This window comes from Pseudomonas sp. EA_105y_Pfl2_R69 (assembly GCF_963970915.1).
Lineage (GTDB): Bacteria > Pseudomonadota > Gammaproteobacteria > Pseudomonadales > Pseudomonadaceae > Aquipseudomonas.
In genome coordinates this window covers 137,901-152,949 of sequence record NZ_CAXAOO010000009.1, presented here as the reverse complement: position 1 = coordinate 152,949, position 15,049 = coordinate 137,901, and the positions used below count along the sequence as shown (strand labels likewise).

Here is a 15,049-nt window from a genome sequence, read left to right as displayed (position 1 = left end):
GCACGCCGGGTAACTGCGTCCGGCGTAGCAACACTCTAAGGAGGTGTACGGGGCCCAACCATCGCCCAGATGGGTGAGTCAGGGTTGCGCAGCGATGGCCTGCTCGAGCGCGGCAATCAGCTTGGGATCGTCCGGCAGGGTGCTGCTGGGGAAACTGGCGATCACCCTGCCCTGGGCATCGACCACATACTTGCTGAAGTTCCAGCGCGGGGCCTGGCTCTGCGCGGCCAGTTCCTTGAACAACGGGATGGCCTGCTCGCCGCTCACCGGCTGGGTTTCAGTCATGCTGAAGGTCACACCGTAATTGACATAACAGACCTTGGCGGTCTCCTCGCTGCTGTCGGCTTCCTGGCGGAAGTCATCCGAGGGCACGCCCAGCACCTCCAGGCCCTGCCCCTTGTAGCGCTGATACAGCGCCTCCAGGCCTTTGAACTGCGGGGTAAAGCCGCAGAAGCTGGCGGTATTGACCACCAGCAGCGGCTTGCCGGCAAACCGGCCGCAGAGGTCGATCCGCTCCTGGCTGCGCAGCTTCGGCAGCTCGCCTTGCAGCAGCGCCGGGCAGTCGGCCGCCAGAGCAGACGCGGACAAGGCCAGGAGCATGGTGCTCAGAACAAGGGAACGCAGCATGGCAGACGCCTCGAGAGTTGAAGAGATTCAGGCTACTCGCCGGACAGGCAGGCGGCAATTTTCGCCTGGTAACAAAATTCTATGGCCTGACCGCACAGCTGCCGGCTCAGCACACCCCCATGCCCAGCTGCAAAAAGGCCAGTCCACTCTGTCGCCAGGCCCACCACAGCAGCCCCAGGCCCAGCAGGCCGGCCAGCGCCGCCAGGGCGCTCAGGTAATGCTTGCGCATCATACCGCCACCTCCTGAATGCGCAGGCGAGCCACCGGCTGTTCGCGCACCGGCCAGTTCAGCGCCGCCGCCAGCAGGCTGAGGACAACGGCGATCTGCCAGACCAGGTCATAGCTGCCGGTGCGGTCGAACAGGTAACCGCCCAGCCAGCCACCGAGAAAGGCCCCGAGCTGGTGGAACAGAAACACGATGCCGCCGAGCATCGACAGGTTGCGCACCCCGAACATCGTCGCCACCGTGCCATTGGTCAGGGGCACGGTGGACAGCCACAGCAGGCCCATGGCGATGCCGAAGGCATAGGCGCTCCACACCGTCAGCGGCGTCAGGATAAACGCCACGATCACCACCGCCCGGGCCAGGTACAGGGCGCTGAGCAGGCGCGGTTTGGACATCCGCCCACCCAGCCAGCCGGCGCTATAGGTGCCGAAGATATTGAACAGACCGACCAGGGCCAGCACCGTGGTGCCCACCAGCGCCGGCAGATGCTGATCGACCAGATAGGCCGGCAAATGCACACCGATAAAGACCACCTGAAAACCGCAGACGAAAAAGCCCAGGGCCAGCAGCCAGAAGCCCGAATGGCTGCAGGCCTCGCGCAAGGCCTCTGCGAGGGTCTGCTCGTGGCCGGTCAGCGGTAGCGGTGTGTCCTTGAGCATTGCCGCCAGCGGTATGATCAGCGCCACCAGCAGGCCCAGGGCCATCAGCGCCGCCGACCAGCCGAGCCAGCCGATCAGCCCCAGGGTACCGGGGAGCATGGCGAACTGGCCGAAGGAGCCGGCCGCGGCGGCGATGCCCATGGCCATGCTGCGTTTTTCCATCGGCACGGCGCGGCCCACCGCACCGAGAATCACCGAAAACGAGGTGCCGGACAGGCCGATGCCGATCAGCACCCCAGCGCTTAGCGACAGACTCACAGGCGAGTCGGCCAGGCCCATGCAGCCCAGACCAATGGCATACAGCACGCCGCCGACAATCACCGTACGTTTGGCACCGTAGCGGTCGGCCAGGGCCCCGGTAAAGGGCTGGGTCAGGCCCCAGATCAGGTTCTGCAGGGCGATGGCGAAGGCAAACACCTCGCGCCCCCAACCGAACTCGGCGCTCATGGGCGGCAGAAACAGGCCAAAGCCGTGACGAATACCCAGCGACAGCGCCAATACCAGGGATGCGCCCAGCAATAGCCAGCCACTGGTGCGCCATACAGAAGTCATACGTGGTCCTCAACGGGTAGCGACCCGCTTAACGAAAAATCGGCAATAGGGCGCAGGTATATACCGCTACCCGCCAAGGTAACAGCTACAGCTGTCCGGCAATGCAGCACTACAGATTGCACCCTGAGTCGGGCATATCGGCAAGCCGACCATCGGCTAACAGGCCGTTGAAAAACCACCGGCTAATCGAACAGCAGCGGCGCGGCACTGGCGCGCTGGGCCAAGAACTGCAGCAATTGCTCGCGGTAATGGGCGTACACCTCAGGCGGCAGCCAGCGCTGGTAGATCGCCATCGAGCTGTCAGGCTCAGCGGAAACTTCACGTACAGCCTGGTCGAGTCGCCTGGCCATCCGCGCGCCCCACTGCGTGCGTGCGCAATAGATGCCCACGGTCACCAGTTCAGCGTTTTCCCGCAACGGCACGCTGATCAGCGCATCACTGAGGCTGAAATGGCGCATCACCTCGGTGTAGATGACGGGGTAATCGAAGACATAATCCAGGCGCTGATGGCTGACCATCAGCAGCAGGTTTTCCCCCGCCAGGCTGCCGCCCAGTTCGGGGATGCGCCCTTCGGCATGGGCCTGGCGCAGGCGCTCGCGAATTGGCGCAGGATAGACCCGGCTCCTGGCCAGGGCACCGCGCAGGTAGGGGTTGCCGAACAACCAGTCGAGGCTGACCTGGCCGTCCTCGATCAACAGTTGATCCAGGGTCTGCGCACGCACCAGTACATGGATCGGCGTGCTCGCCACATAGGGCACGAAGTAACCCACCCGGTCGCGCTCGGGACTTTGCAACTGGCCGCTGCTGCACATCTCGCCCTGCTCGCCCATACGCTGTTCGACGCGGGTCATGGGCAATACTTCGTAGTGCATCTGCAACTCGGCCAGGCGCGCGGCCAGCAGCTGCATGGCCTCGAACAGCACGCCATCGACCACTTCGCCATCGCGCACATTGAAGGCACCGGGAATCGGCACTATGCCCCAGACCAGCTCCTCGGCCTGCGCCGCGCCCGCCCCGGGCAAGCCGCAGAGCAACGTCGCCACCACCAGCGAGTAGAACGACCTGCACACCATAAACATCCCTGCTCCGCCTGGCTGTCCCTACACGCTAGGCGATAGCTCGGGGCCGTGCCGAGAAAATCCGCGCGCAGACAACCGCGCCGGCCCCCTGCTCAACAGGCCAAGGCCACCAGCACCGCGCATTCCGCTAGTTCCAGCAACGCCCCGGCGGTATCGCCGGTGGTACCGCCCAGGCGCTTGAGCATCAGGCTGCGCAGCCCGAGGAAAACCATCCCGGCCACCAGCAAGGCAAGCAACGCCGGCCAGCCGAACAGCAGCATGAGCCCGGCGTTGGCGGCCAGCACCCAGGGCAGCTGCCGGCGCGGCAGATGTTCGGCCAGGGCCTGGCCCAGACCAGCGGCACGCACATAGGCGGTGGTGAGAAACAACAGCGGCAGCAGACAGCGCGCCAGCCAGGGCACCACTACCAGCAACAACCCGGAGTCGTTCTCCAGCAGGACCACCAGGGCGACGAACTTGAGCAGCAACAGCAGCACCAGCACCACCACCGCAATCGGCCCGCTGCGCGGGTCTTTCATGATGGCCAGGGTGCGCTCTTTATCGCCAAAGCCGCCCACCCAGGCATCGGCGCTGTCGGCCAGACCATCCAGATGCAGGCCGCCGCTGATGCCCACCCAAAGGGTCAGCAACAGCGCCGCTTGCAGCAGCACGGCGCTATCGCCCAGCAGTTGCTGTGCCGCGAGCAACAACAGGCCAATCAGCAGGCCCACCAGCGGGTAGCACAGCAGCGAGCGGCCGACCTGCTCAGGCGTCGGCATACCCGCCAGGGTTACCGGCAGGCGGGTGAGAAATTGCAGGGCGATCCACCAGGCAGTCATGCCAGTTCCCTGAGTTCGCCCTGTTGATCCAGGCACAGTTGAAAGCGTTCGGCATGCCCTACCGCCACCTGCAACAGATCGTTGCGCGGCAAGCCACGGGCGCGCGCCAGCAACAGGCGGATCACCCCGCCATGGGTCACCAGCAGCAAGCGCTCGCCGGCATGACGCGCCTGCAAGCGCTGCAATGCGCCCATTATCCGCGCCTCGAAGGCCAGCAGCGGCTCGCCTTCGGGCGGAGTGAAGCCGTAGGGCTCGCGCCAGAAACGCCCCAGCTCTGCGGCGCTGGTCTGCATCAGCTCGGCGGTGTTACGCCCTTCCCAGACGCCGAAATGCAGCTCCTGTAGATCAGGCTCCAGGCTGAGCGGCACGCCCTGCTGCGCGGCCAGCTCTTCGGCGAAGCGGGCGCAGCGCTGCAAGGGTGAGCTGATCAGCCGATCCCAGGGGCCGGCCTCGGCCATCGCCGCGCGCAGCTGCGCCCAACCGGTTTCGGTCAGGGCATCGTCGAGGCTGCCGCGTAGGCCGCCACCCAGTTCGGTTTCGCCGTGGCGCAGCAGTTCCAGATAGACCGTCATGCCGGGCGCTCGGCCACCGCCGCCTCGGCAAAGGTGGCCATGTCGTTGTGCAGTCTGCAGGCCAGTTGCAGCAACGGCACGGCCAGGGCCGCACCACTGCCCTCGCCCAGGCGCAGGCCCAGGTCGAGCAAGGGCTCGGCTTGCAGCGCCTCGAGCACACGTTGATGGCCGGGCTCGGCACCGCGGTGGGCAAACAGCAGCCAGTCGCGGCAGGCCGGATTCAGACGCACCGCCAATAGCGCGGCAACGCTGCAGATAAAGCCGTCCACCAACGCGGTGATGCCCTGCTGCGCGCAAGCCAGATAGGCACCGCTCAGCGCGGCAATTTCGAAGCCGCCGAGGCGTTGCAGCATGTCTATGGGTTCGCTGATCGCCGGACGATGCAATTCCAGAGCAGCCTCGATCACCTCGGCCTTATGGGCTACGCCCGCGCTGTTCAGGCCGGTGCCCGGGCCGACCAATTCCTGCGCCGGACACTCCAGCAACAGGCAGGCCATGGCCGTGGCGGCGGTGGTGTTGCCGATGCCCATCTCGCCGCCGATAAACAGCTGGCTGCCGGCTTCACGAGCGCGCTGCACGCTGGCCTGGCCGGCGTCCAGGGCTAGCAGTAACTGCGCGGCGGTCATCGCCGGGCCCTGGGCGAAGTTCGCCGTGCCCGCGCCGATATGCAGATGACGCACGCCGCGTAGCGGCTCCAGCGGCAGCGCAGTGCCCAGATCGATGACCTCAAGCGTCGCGCCCAGCTGCTTGGCCAGTACGCTGATGGCCGCGCCGCCAGCGACGAAGTTGTGCAGCATCTGCCCGGTGACGGCCTGGGGAAAGGCCGATACGCCTTCGGCAACCACGCCATGGTCACCGGCAAAAATGCTGATCCACAGCTGCTGGACCTGCGGCCGCGGGCTGCCCTGCATGGCCGCCAGCTCAATCGCCAGCCGCTCCAACTGGCCGAGCGAACCGGCCGGCTTGGTCAGTTCGAGCTGGCGCGCCTGGGCCTTGTTGCGCGCCACCAGATCCAGCGGCTGACAGGCCCGTTGCCACCATTGCTCACTCATAACGCCTCTCCTTTGAGCACCATCGGCAAACCCGCCACGCTAAACACCACACGTTCACAGCGTTCGGCCAGGGCCTGGTGCAGCCAGCCCGCCTCGTCGACATAACGGCGGGTCAGCTCGCCCAGCGGCACCACGCCCAGTCCGGTTTCATTGCTGACCAGAATAATCCTCCCCGGCAAACCGCTCAGGCAGTCCAGCAGCGCATCGCGCTCGGCACTTAGCCGCGCCGGATCATCCAGCATCAGCAGATTGGTCAGCCATAGGGTTAGGCAATCGATCAGCAGGCACTTGTCCACCGCAGCCTGCTCACGCAGCACCCGGGCCAGCGCTAGCGGTTCCTCCACCAGGCCCCAATGCGCAGGTCGGCGTTCGCGGTGATGTTGAATACGCTCATTCATCTCACCATCCAGCGGCTGGCTGGTGGCGATATAAGTCACCGCCAGGCCGGATTCGGCGGCCAGGCGCTCGGCCAGACGGCTCTTGCCGGAACGGGCACCGCCGAGAATCAGTTCATACATGGTTCACCTTGTCTCTCCGTAGGGTGGATGTCGCTTTTTACATCCACCATCACGCCGCAAATGGTGGATCGATAAGGCGTGATCCACCCTACTGGCCACATAACGTTCGCAGCTTTGCAGTATCCAGATGCGCCTCGACCAGATCGGCCAGACGCTCGATATCGCGCTCGCGCAAGGCCTGGTAATCCACCTGCTGCACCTCGCGCAGGCCGGCCCAGCGCAGCAAGGCGCTGCAGGCCTCTGGGGTTTCAAACAGACCATGCAGATAGGTGCCGAGCACCTGGCCATCGGCGCTCAGCGCCCCATCACGGCGGCCGTCATCCAATTGCACCGCCGCCGCATCCAGGGCCGCGCCGCTGCTGACTCCGGCATGAATCTCGTAACCGCTGACCGGGGCATTTTCCAGGCACAGCTGGCCGCGCACATTGCGCAGCTGTTTCTCCGGTGCAAGCAGGGTACTGAAATCCAGCAGCCCCAGCCCCGGGCTCGACCCCGCCGCACCTTCCAGGCCATGGGGATCGTCGATCTGCGTGCCGAGCATCTGCAAGCCGCCGCAGATGCCCAGCAGCTTGCCGCCATAACGCAGGTGCTTGGCGATGCTCTCCGGCCAGCCCTGCTGACGGAGGAAGGCCAGGTCGGCGCGCACGCTTTTCGAGCCGGGCAGGATGATCAGATCGGCGGGCGGTATGGCCTGGCCGGGGCCGACGAACGTCAGCTCGACCTGGGGATGCAGGCGCAGCGGATCGAAATCGGTGTGGTTGCTGATCCGTGGCAGCACCGGCACCACCACCTTGAGGGTTTCGCTGGCTTTGGCGGTCTGGCGCACATCGATCGCGTCTTCGGCCTCCAGGTGGAAATCCATCAGGTAGGGCAATACCCCGAGCACCGGCTTGCCGGTGCGCTGCTCCAGCCAGTCCAGCCCAGGTTGCAGCAGGGCGATATCACCGCGAAAGCGGTTGATCACAAACCCCTGCACCCGCGCCTGCTCACTCTCGGAAAGCAACGCCAGAGTGCCGACCAGATGGGCGAACACGCCGCCCTTGTCGATATCGGCAATCAGTATCACCGGGCAGTCCACCGCCTCGGCAAATCCCATATTGGCGATATCACCAGCGCGCAGGTTGATCTCCGCCGGCGAACCCGCGCCCTCCACCATCACCACCGGATAGGCGGCGCTCAAGCGCTGGTGCGACTGCAACACCGCCTGCAGCGCCACCTTCTTGTAATCGTGATAGGCCACGGCATCCATGCAACTCAGCGCGCGGCCGTGGATGATCACCTGGGCACCAGTGTCGCTATTGGGTTTGAGCAGCACCGGGTTCATATCGGTGTGCGGCGGTAAGCCGGCGGCCTGAGCCTGCACCGCCTGGGCCCGGCCGATTTCGCCGCCATCGGCGGTTACCGCGCTGTTGAGCGCCATATTCTGCGGTTTGAACGGCACCACGCTAACGCCCTGGCGCTTGAGCCAGCGACATAGCGCGGTCACCAGGGTGCTTTTGCCGGCATCCGAGGTGGTGCCCTGCACCATCAATGTAGTCATCGCGATTCCTTGGCAAAGCGTTCCAGGGCCTGCTGCAAACGCTGCCAACCGGCTTCGTCCGCCGGCAGGCCGAAGCGCAGGCTTAACGGGCTGGCAAACAGCCGAGTGAGGATGCCCTGAGCGGCGAGAAACTCATGCAGCTCGTGTGCCTGCGGCGTGCAGCAGAACTGGAACAGCGCGCAGCCGCCGGTCGGCGTCAGGCCCCCGGCCGCGAGCACGGTCGCCAGACGCTCGCCATCGGCCAGCAGGCGCTCACGCTGCAAGCGCTGGCCAGCCTGGTCCTGCAGCAGCGCGCTGGCCACCACCCGGCTCGGCCCGCTGACGGTCCAGGGTCCAAGCAGCTCGGCCAGCGGCTCCAGCAAGATCGGCTGGGCCAGGACAAAGCCCAGACGGATACCGGCCAGGCCGAAGAACTTGCCGAACGAGCGCAGCACGATCAGCCCCGGCCGCTCGCTAAAGGCCGCCAGGCTGTACGCCGGGGTGCAGTCGATAAAGGCTTCGTCCACCACCAGCCAGCCGCCACGTTCGGCCAGGCGGGCATGCCAGCTCAGCAGCTGCTCGGGCTCAAAACGCCGCCCCGTGGGGTTGTTCGGGTTGACCAGGAGCAGCACATCGAGACGTTCCAGGGCGCGGTTGACCCCCGCCTCGCTGAGTTCCAGCAGGCGGTGGCCTTCGCGCTGCCAGGCCGCAGCGTGCTCGGCATAGGCCGGCGAGAGGATGCCGACCCGGGCATTGCGCAGCAGGCGCGGCAAGGTCTGGATCGCCGCCTGGGAGCCGGCCACCGGCAACAGGTTGGCCACCCCGTAGTAATCGCGGGCGGCGACCTCCAGGCCGTCGTGCTGCTCGGGCAGACGCGTCCAGGCGCTGGCGGCAATCGCCGGCAGCGGCCAACCGTAGGGCGCGATGCCGGTGGACAGGTCCAGCCAATCCGCCAGGGCAATGCCGTGACGCAGAGAAGCCGCGCGCAGACGCCCACCATGTTCAAGCATAGAAAAAATCACGCATAAAAAGCCCCCCAGAGCAGTAACAGCGCCAGCCACAGCAGTACGCCGCCATTGACCAGGTTGAGCGCCCGTTCGATATCGCGCGCCTTGGGCTGCGGACCCGCGCCCAGTTCGGGCCGCTGATGCAGCTCGCCGTGATACTCCGCCGCGCCGCCCAGGCTGACCCCCAGCGCCCCCGCGCCTGCGGCCATCACCGGGCCGGCATTGGGGCTGTCCCACAAGGGTGCCTGGCTACGCCAGCAGCGCAGCGCCAGGGCGGTCTTGCCGAGCAGTGCATAGGTCAGGGCCACTAAACGCGCCGGAATGTAATTGAGCCCATCGTCGATCTTCGCCGCGGCCCAGCCGAAACGCTCGAAGCGCGCGTTGCGATAGCCCCACATGGCATCCAGGGTATTGCTCAGGCGATACAGCACCACCCCCGGCGCACCGGCGACGACAAACCAGAACAATGCGGCGAACACCGCATCACTGCCATTTTCCAGCACCGACTCGCTGCCGGCGCGGGCCACCCCCGTGGCGTCCAGCTGCGCGGTGTTGCGGCTGACCATATAACCGACCCGCTCACGTGCCAGACGCAAATCGCCCAGACGCAGCGCCTGGGCCACCGGCAGGGCATGCTCGCCCAGGCTACGCAGCCCGAGGGCCGCATAGAGCGCGAGAATCTCCACCGCCCAACCCAGCCCGCTGATCTGGCTCAGCAGCCAGGTCAGCAGGGTCAGCGGCAACACCGCCAGGCACCAGACCGTCACCCCATGGCTACGCCAACCGCGTCCGCCCGGATTGAAGCGTTGTTCGAGTCGCCCGGCCAGACGCCCGAAGGCCACCAGCGGATGCCAACCCCTGGACTCGCCAAACAGCGCATCCAGGGCGACCCCGGCGCAGGTGCTGAGAACCAGGCTCATGCTGTGCCCCACTGGTTCTCGAACAGCAATTCGCTGAGCGGCCGTGGCGTGGCCCAGCCCTCCTGCACCAGCATCGGCGCATCATAGAAGGCCTCTACCGGCCCCAGACAGAGCACCGCCAGCGGCTTGCTGCCGACCGGCATGCCGAGCAGAGCCGCCAGGGCCTGGGGTTCGAACAACGACACCCAGCCCATGCCCAGCCCTTCGGCGCGGGCGGCCAGCCAGAGGTTCTGGATCGCACAGGCCAGTGACGCCAGGTCCATTTCCGGCAAGGTACGGCGGCCAAACACATGGGCCTCGCGGCCGTCCATCAGGGCCACCACCAGCAGCTCGGCGCAGTCGCGGATGCCCTCGACCTTGAGCCGCATAAATTCATCGCTGCGCTCGCCCAGCGCTTCGGCGGTGCGCCCCCGCTCCTCCTCCACCAGGCCGTGAATCGCCTCGCGCAAGGCCGGGCGGGTGATGCGAATAAACCGCCAGGGTTGCATCAGGCCGACGCTGGGGGCCTGGTGCGCAGCTTCCAGCAGGCGCGCCAGTACCTCGGGAGCCACCTCGCCGCCGCTGAAATGGCGCATATCGCGGCGTTCGGCGATGGCGCGGTAGACCGCGGCACGCTCCTCGGGACTAAAGGCCTGCTGGTTCATCAAGGCTCACCGGGTAGAAACAGCGCAGCCGCCGCGCTCGGCGCGGACGGCAGATAGAAATGGATATAGGACGCCGTTAGCCGGCCGATACGGTAGACCGCTTCGGCCGTGCGTCTGTAGTTAGGGCACTCGCCCCGGGCGATGGGCTCAAGGACGCTGCTCAGGGCCGAGTGGTGGAAAGTATGGCCGCGCAGGCTGCCTTCAGGCAATTCGGCTTGTTGCAGGGCCAGTGCCACCAGGCGCGGTTGCAGGGTCGCCTGGCCCGGGAGCAGACCGAGCATGACGGCGCTGCGCCCCTGTTGATCGGTCAGTTGCTCGAGCAGGTAGAGCATGCCGCCGCACTCGGCATGGATCGGCTTACCGGCCTGGTGGTGAGCGCGAATCGCCTGCGCCATGGCCTGGTTGGCGGCCAGTTGCGTCAGGTGCAATTCGGGGTAACCGCCGGGCAGATAGAGACTGTCCACCTCGGGCAGCTGGCTGTCGCTCAAGGGCGAGAAGAACTGCAATTCGGCCCCCAACTCGCACAGCAGATCCAGGTTGGCCTGGTAGAGAAAGGCGAAGGCGCTGTCGCGGGCCACGCCGATACGCACGCCGGCCAACAAGCGCGCGGGCCTTGCCTGCTCGGGGGCGGCAAAGCTGACTGGCGGCGGCAGGCTGGTATCGGCACTGGCGGCCAGGGCATCGGCGGCGGCATCCAGGCGGGCATCCAGGTCGGCGAGTTCGCCAGCCTGGACCAGACCCAGGTGGCGGCTCGGCAACTGCACCTCGGCGCTGCGCGGCAACGCGCCGTACCAGCGAATCGAGGCCGGCAAGGCATCGCGCAGGATCTCGCCATGCCGTGTGCTGCCGACCCGGTTGCCGAGCACCCCGGAAAACGGCAGGTCCGCCTGGAAGGTCGCCAGGCCATGGGCCAGCGCGCCAAAGGTCTGGGCCATGGCCTGGCCGTCGATCACTGCCATGATCGGCACGCCAAAGCGCCGCGCCAGATCGGCCGCCGACGGCGTGCCATCGAACAGGCCCATCACCCCCTCGATCAGAATCAGGTCGGCCTCCCCCGCCGCCTGCCAGAGCAGGCGCCGGCTCTCCGCCTCGCCGACCATCCACAGGTCGAGCTGATACACCGGCGCGCCGCAGGCCTGGGCGAGCACCATAGGGTCGAGAAAATCCGGTCCGCACTTGAACACCCGTACGCGCTTGCCCTGACGTGCATGCAGCCGCGCCAGGGCTGCGGTGACCGTGGTTTTGCCTTGGCCGGACGCCGGTGCGGCGATCAGCAATGCCGGGCAGTGGCGCAGGCCAGGTACAGGCTCGCTCACCGCCGGGCCTCGTGACGCGACGCTAGCCCCGCGGCGCGAACGCCGGTATAGAGCAGCGCCGCCAGGCCGACATAGAGCGCCAGGCTGGCCAGGTAACGCGGGTAGTAAACGCCGATACGCTCGGCCAGCAGCGCCAGGCTCGGCTCCGGGTAACGCCCGGAGAAATACAGAAAACCGCCGCCGGAAAACAGGTAGCAAACCAGGGCGGCGATCATCACCGTCGCCATCAGCAGTGCCAGGCTGCTCAGATTATCGCGCTGCCAACCGGCATACAGCCGCCCGCCCAGCCACAGCGAGCCGTAGGCCGGCAGCAGCATCCAGTAAGCCGGCGACAGGCACCAGTCGCTGATGCCCGACCACTGCACCGCCGCGAAGTCGAGCAGCGAGGCCTCGATAAACAGCGCCGGAAATACCCAGCGCGGTCGCAGCAATACGCCGGCAAGAAAGAACACCGCCCAGGACGCGCTGGGCAGATTGACCGTCGCGAAATGTTGACCACGGGTCATGGCCATCAGCAGCGCCAGGGTCAGACCAATCGCCAACTGAGCGCGGGGGGAAAGCTTGAGCATCGGGATTTCCTCTCGGCTCGATCAAAGCGCCTGGTAGCGCACAGTGAAATAAACCGCCTGGCCGGGCTGGTTGAAGCCCTCGGCGGTCTGGTAATCGGCATCCAGCAGGTTGGCCACCCGCGTTTGCAGACGCCACTCACGGTTCAGGCGGTATTCGCCGCGCAGGTCGAGGGTGGCGAAGCCGGCCAGTTCGCGCTGGTTCTCCAGGTCGTCGTAGGTGGAGTTCTGCGCATGCAGACTGGCACCGACGCTGAAGGCACCGATGGCACGGTCAATATCCAGGTTGAACAGCTGGCTCGGCCGCCGATTGAGCTCCTTGCCGTAATAGGGAATGCCGGTGCGACTGGCGCGCTGCGAGCGATTTTCCGCGTCCATCAGCGTGTAGTTGGCGTTCCATTGCCAACCAAGCAGTTCGCTGCCGATCAGCAATTCGAGGCCGCGAATACGCGCCTGGTCGACGCCCTGGGCCTGGCTGATGCCGTTGACCCGCACCGTGGCGATCAGGTTATCGATCTCGGTGCGGTAGGCGTTCACCGCCCAATGGCCCCAGGCGTGCTTCCCGGCAAGGCCGAGTTCCAGGCTCTGCGACTCCTCGGCTTGCAAGTCCGGGTTACCGAAGCCGGGGTAATACAGCTGGTTGAAGGTCGGTGCCTTGAATGCTGTGCCGTAGCTGGCAGTCAGCCGTAGCGCCTCGTTCAGGGCATAGCCCCAGGCGATATTGCCGGTGTCGTGGCGGCCGAACTGCTCGTTGTCGTCACGGCGCAGGGACAGTTGCCAGTCATGGCGTTCGTACTCGCCGAGGTACTGGGCGAATGCGCCCTTGTTGTCACGATTTTCCATGGCATAGGCGACAGTACCGTTGACCTCATCCCGCTGATAATCGCCCCCCAGGGTCAGGCTGTGGCCGTCGGCCAGGCGCAGATCGTTCTGCCAGCTCAGGCTGTCGCGGCGACTGTCGAAACGCGAGTTGAAGTCGCCGTCCTGATAATGGTCGGCCTTGTCTTCGCCGCGCCCGGCCTGCAGTGTGACAAGCCAGGGCTCCAGCGGGGCAAAACGCGCCCGCCCGCCGACCACGCTCTGCACCCCATCGGAGTTGGCGGAAAAGCCAGAGGTGCGCATGCTGTTGACCTGGTCGTAGTCGCTGTGGGACTTGCTGCGCAGCAGATTGCCATCCAGCTCCAGGCCGTTGTCGAAGCGATAGCCGCCGCTCAGCGTCCCGGATAGGCTGCGAAAGCCGTCGGCATCGTTTTCATAACCGCTGGCACCGACCTGCTTGACGTTGATGCCGTCAGTATCCAGGCCGCTGAGGCCGAGGCTGTACCAGCCCTGCTGACCGCCTCCGGTCACTCCGGCGCTGCCGCTGTAACTGTCATGGGTGCCGTAGCCGGCGGAGAAGAACGGCTTGGCCCCCTCGCCGTCGCCCTTGCGGGTGAAGATCTGAATCACCCCGCCGATGGCTTCCGAGCCATACAGGCTGGAGCGCGGCCCGCGCACCACCTCGACCCGCTCGATCAGCTCCAGAGGCAGGTCCTGCAGGGCCGCGCCGCCGGAAGACACCGAACCGACCCGCAGGCCGTCGATCAGCACCAGCACATGGTTGGAATTGCTGCCGCGCATATACAGCGCAGTGTTCTTGCCTGGGCCGCCATTGTTGGACAAGGACACCCCCGGCACTTTCTTCAGCAGCTCGGGCAGGGACGCCGCCTGGCTCTGCTCGATCTGGGCGCGGTCGAATACCGTGACCGCCGCCAGACTCTCCTGGACGGTTTGCGCGGTACGGGTGGCGGTCACCAGTTGATCTTGCAACTCGGTGGGACTGGCGGCATGGGCCAGGGGAAAACAACCCATGGCGCACAGCAGCGCCATCGGCTTCAACAGGGTCTTACTCATCGCGTCGTATGCTCCGTCGCACTCACCCGGGCGACCAAGGCTGGGAAAGGCATACGGAGAACGAAGACGCACAAGCGCCGCAGAGGCGACAGCCCATACGCCAGACAACGCCCTCCGCGATGCCATGGACTGCAGCAGGCCGGTCTCCGGGCTTACGAGCGGCGAACTGAGGGTTCAGATCGCGACCAGACGCACCTTCCCATGCGAGGAGCCTGTCGGGCTTGACCGTTCGTAGCGAGGGAAAGTCCGGTTCGAGTCAGTTTTGTTGATCTTTCGAGGCGAATAGCTAGCTATTTAACGAGAAAGAGCGGCAAAAATGGCCGAATCCGAATTTTCCGCAGCAGAACAGTGTTAAGTCCGACAGGCTCCTAGAGCACAGTGGCTGAAAAGCGCTGGTTTGACTCGTCTACCGTTGCGGGGGCAGCGTCGGAATTGCTGGCGTGAAGCGCAGCGCACCGACTTCCCTGTTTCACCCCTGGCACGCCGAGGCCTGTTCACGAACGCGTAGCGGATCGTGGGCAGGCCCTCTGCGTGGGGGCACCTGTTGCAAGCCGCGCAGGGTAGAGACCCGTGGCGTGGACGTCAACGGATAAGGACCGCGTCCGGCCAAACCGGGTCTAAGCTTTCAGCTCTTGCCCGTACAGGAGAACCCCCATGAAATACTCAGGCAGCTGCCACTGCGGCCAGGTGGCCTTCGAGGTGGAAGGCCAGCTCGACGCGGCGCTGGCATGCAATTGCTCGATCTGTCAGCGCAAGGGCGCGCTGCTGTGGTTCGTCCCCCACGATCGACTGACGCTGCTCACACCGCAAAGCCAGATGGCCACCTACTGCTTCAACAAGCATGTGATTCAGCACCATTTCTGCCCGACCTGCGGCATCCATCCCTTCGGCGAAGGCCGCGACCCAGAAGGCAAGCGCGTGGCGGCGATCAATATCCGTTGCCTGGAAGGCATCGACCTGGATGCCGTGCCCGTCAGTCACTTCGATGGACGAGCGCTCTAGGCCATAAGAAGGAGGAAGGCTGCCCAATCGCCCCGCGCTTGAATGCAGCGGGCCTAACGCCGCAGGGGCTTGCACGGTA

Annotated in this window: 16 protein-coding genes and 1 riboswitch; of the genes, 1 reads left to right on the top strand and 15 read right to left on the bottom strand. The window is 65.8% G+C overall.

Annotation, left to right across the window (positions count from 1 at the left end):
• Window positions 1–78: 78 nt before the first annotated feature.
• The 15 genes from AACY13_RS21140 to btuB all read right to left on the bottom strand — a co-directional run bounded on the left by AACY13_RS21140 (window position 79) and on the right by btuB (window position 13,968).
• Window positions 79–627: a glutathione peroxidase gene (locus tag AACY13_RS21140; protein WP_339463546.1), complete on the bottom strand. Its 549-nt coding sequence runs from the start codon at window positions 625–627 to the stop codon at window positions 79–81.
• 106 nt (window positions 628–733) lie between these two features.
• Entirely contained in the window at window positions 734–859 is a 126-nt protein-coding gene (locus AACY13_RS21135; RefSeq protein WP_339463628.1) for a hypothetical protein, read from the bottom strand.
• Window positions 856–2,064 (bottom strand): MFS transporter, encoded by a 1,209-nt coding sequence (locus AACY13_RS21130; RefSeq protein ID WP_339463545.1) that lies wholly within the window; start codon window positions 2,062–2,064, stop codon window positions 856–858. Before AACY13_RS21130 ends, AACY13_RS21135 begins: the two co-directional genes overlap by 4 nt.
• A 182-nt stretch (window positions 2,065–2,246) precedes the next feature.
• Complete coding sequence (locus AACY13_RS21125) at window positions 2,247–3,143, bottom strand: hypothetical protein (protein ID WP_339463544.1); 897 nt, start codon at window positions 3,141–3,143, stop codon at window positions 2,247–2,249.
• Between the two features lie 92 nt (window positions 3,144–3,235).
• The gene (locus AACY13_RS21120; RefSeq protein WP_339463543.1) at window positions 3,236–3,961 is read right to left on the bottom strand and encodes an adenosylcobinamide-GDP ribazoletransferase; all 726 of its coding nucleotides are present in this window, start codon (window positions 3,959–3,961) and stop codon (window positions 3,236–3,238) included.
• A complete protein-coding gene (gene cobC, locus AACY13_RS21115; RefSeq protein ID WP_339463542.1) occupies window positions 3,958–4,533 on the bottom strand; it encodes an alpha-ribazole phosphatase family protein in 576 nt (191 codons plus the stop codon). Before cobC ends, AACY13_RS21120 begins: the two co-directional genes overlap by 4 nt.
• Entirely contained in the window at window positions 4,530–5,585 is a 1,056-nt protein-coding gene (gene cobT, locus AACY13_RS21110) for a nicotinate-nucleotide--dimethylbenzimidazole phosphoribosyltransferase (RefSeq protein ID WP_339463541.1), read from the bottom strand. Before cobT ends, cobC begins: the two co-directional genes overlap by 4 nt.
• Window positions 5,582–6,103: a bifunctional adenosylcobinamide kinase/adenosylcobinamide-phosphate guanylyltransferase gene (cobU, locus tag AACY13_RS21105; RefSeq protein ID WP_339463540.1), complete on the bottom strand. Its 522-nt coding sequence runs from the start codon at window positions 6,101–6,103 to the stop codon at window positions 5,582–5,584. The genes cobT and cobU overlap by 4 nt, the downstream gene beginning before the upstream one ends.
• 88 nt (window positions 6,104–6,191) lie before the next feature.
• Window positions 6,192–7,643, bottom strand: a complete 1,452-nt coding sequence (locus AACY13_RS21100; RefSeq protein WP_339463539.1) for a cobyric acid synthase — start codon at window positions 7,641–7,643, stop codon at window positions 6,192–6,194.
• Window positions 7,640–8,632, bottom strand: a complete 993-nt coding sequence (gene cobD, locus AACY13_RS21095; RefSeq protein WP_339463538.1) for a threonine-phosphate decarboxylase CobD — start codon at window positions 8,630–8,632, stop codon at window positions 7,640–7,642. The genes AACY13_RS21100 and cobD overlap by 4 nt, the downstream gene beginning before the upstream one ends.
• Before the next feature lie 8 nt (window positions 8,633–8,640).
• Window positions 8,641–9,549, bottom strand: a complete 909-nt coding sequence (gene cbiB / locus AACY13_RS21090) for an adenosylcobinamide-phosphate synthase CbiB (RefSeq protein ID WP_339463537.1) — start codon at window positions 9,547–9,549, stop codon at window positions 8,641–8,643.
• Window positions 9,546–10,193 carry a 5,6-dimethylbenzimidazole synthase gene (bluB, locus tag AACY13_RS21085; RefSeq protein ID WP_339463536.1) on the bottom strand — a complete coding sequence of 216 codons (648 nt, stop codon included), beginning with the start codon at window positions 10,191–10,193 and terminating at the stop codon, window positions 9,546–9,548. The genes cbiB and bluB overlap by 4 nt, the downstream gene beginning before the upstream one ends.
• Window positions 10,193–11,488: a cobyrinate a,c-diamide synthase gene (locus AACY13_RS21080; protein ID WP_339463623.1), complete on the bottom strand. Its 1,296-nt coding sequence runs from the start codon at window positions 11,486–11,488 to the stop codon at window positions 10,193–10,195. The genes bluB and AACY13_RS21080 overlap by 1 nt, the downstream gene beginning before the upstream one ends.
• Window positions 11,489–11,505: 17 nt before the next feature.
• Window positions 11,506–12,078 (bottom strand): hypothetical protein, encoded by a 573-nt coding sequence (locus AACY13_RS21075; RefSeq protein ID WP_339463535.1) that lies wholly within the window; start codon window positions 12,076–12,078, stop codon window positions 11,506–11,508.
• Window positions 12,079–12,099: 21 nt separating this feature from the next.
• Window positions 12,100–13,968 (bottom strand): TonB-dependent vitamin B12 receptor, encoded by a 1,869-nt coding sequence (gene btuB / locus AACY13_RS21070; RefSeq protein ID WP_339463534.1) that lies wholly within the window; start codon window positions 13,966–13,968, stop codon window positions 12,100–12,102.
• Window positions 13,969–14,088: 120 nt separating this feature from the next.
• Window positions 14,089–14,477, bottom strand: a riboswitch (cobalamin riboswitch).
• 145 nt (window positions 14,478–14,622) lie between these two features.
• Here btuB and AACY13_RS21065 point away from each other — a divergent pair.
• Window positions 14,623–14,970, top strand: a complete 348-nt coding sequence (locus AACY13_RS21065) for a GFA family protein (RefSeq protein ID WP_339463533.1) — start codon at window positions 14,623–14,625, stop codon at window positions 14,968–14,970.
• Window positions 14,971–15,049 lie beyond the last annotated feature (79 nt).

What these genes read in the sequence shown, in the direction of transcription:
- cobT (WP_339463541.1), bottom strand. Translation starts at nt 5,585, where the DNA reads ATGAGTGAGCAATGGTGGCAACGGGCCTGTCAGCCGCTGGATCTGGTG.
- AACY13_RS21065 (WP_339463533.1), top strand. Translation starts at nt 14,623, where the DNA reads ATGAAATACTCAGGCAGCTGCCACTGCGGCCAGGTGGCCTTCGAGGTG.
- AACY13_RS21075 (WP_339463535.1), bottom strand. Translation starts at nt 12,078, where the DNA reads ATGCTCAAGCTTTCCCCCCGCGCTCAGTTGGCGATTGGTCTGACCCTG.
- cobC (WP_339463542.1), bottom strand. Translation starts at nt 4,533, where the DNA reads ATGACGGTCTATCTGGAACTGCTGCGCCACGGCGAAACCGAACTGGGT.
- btuB (WP_339463534.1), bottom strand. Translation starts at nt 13,968, where the DNA reads ATGAGTAAGACCCTGTTGAAGCCGATGGCGCTGCTGTGCGCCATGGGT.
- AACY13_RS21100 (WP_339463539.1), bottom strand. Translation starts at nt 7,643, where the DNA reads ATGACTACATTGATGGTGCAGGGCACCACCTCGGATGCCGGCAAAAGC.
- AACY13_RS21135 (WP_339463628.1), bottom strand. Translation starts at nt 859, where the DNA reads ATGATGCGCAAGCATTACCTGAGCGCCCTGGCGGCGCTGGCCGGCCTG.
- cobD (WP_339463538.1), bottom strand. Translation starts at nt 8,632, where the DNA reads ATGCTTGAACATGGTGGGCGTCTGCGCGCGGCTTCTCTGCGTCACGGC.
- AACY13_RS21120 (WP_339463543.1), bottom strand. Translation starts at nt 3,961, where the DNA reads ATGACTGCCTGGTGGATCGCCCTGCAATTTCTCACCCGCCTGCCGGTA.
- bluB (WP_339463536.1), bottom strand. Translation starts at nt 10,193, where the DNA reads ATGAACCAGCAGGCCTTTAGTCCCGAGGAGCGTGCCGCGGTCTACCGC.
- AACY13_RS21130 (WP_339463545.1), bottom strand. Translation starts at nt 2,064, where the DNA reads ATGACTTCTGTATGGCGCACCAGTGGCTGGCTATTGCTGGGCGCATCC.
- AACY13_RS21140 (WP_339463546.1), bottom strand. Translation starts at nt 627, where the DNA reads ATGCTGCGTTCCCTTGTTCTGAGCACCATGCTCCTGGCCTTGTCCGCG.
- cobU (WP_339463540.1), bottom strand. Translation starts at nt 6,103, where the DNA reads ATGTATGAACTGATTCTCGGCGGTGCCCGTTCCGGCAAGAGCCGTCTG.
- cbiB (WP_339463537.1), bottom strand. Translation starts at nt 9,549, where the DNA reads ATGAGCCTGGTTCTCAGCACCTGCGCCGGGGTCGCCCTGGATGCGCTG.
- AACY13_RS21125 (WP_339463544.1), bottom strand. Translation starts at nt 3,143, where the DNA reads ATGTTTATGGTGTGCAGGTCGTTCTACTCGCTGGTGGTGGCGACGTTG.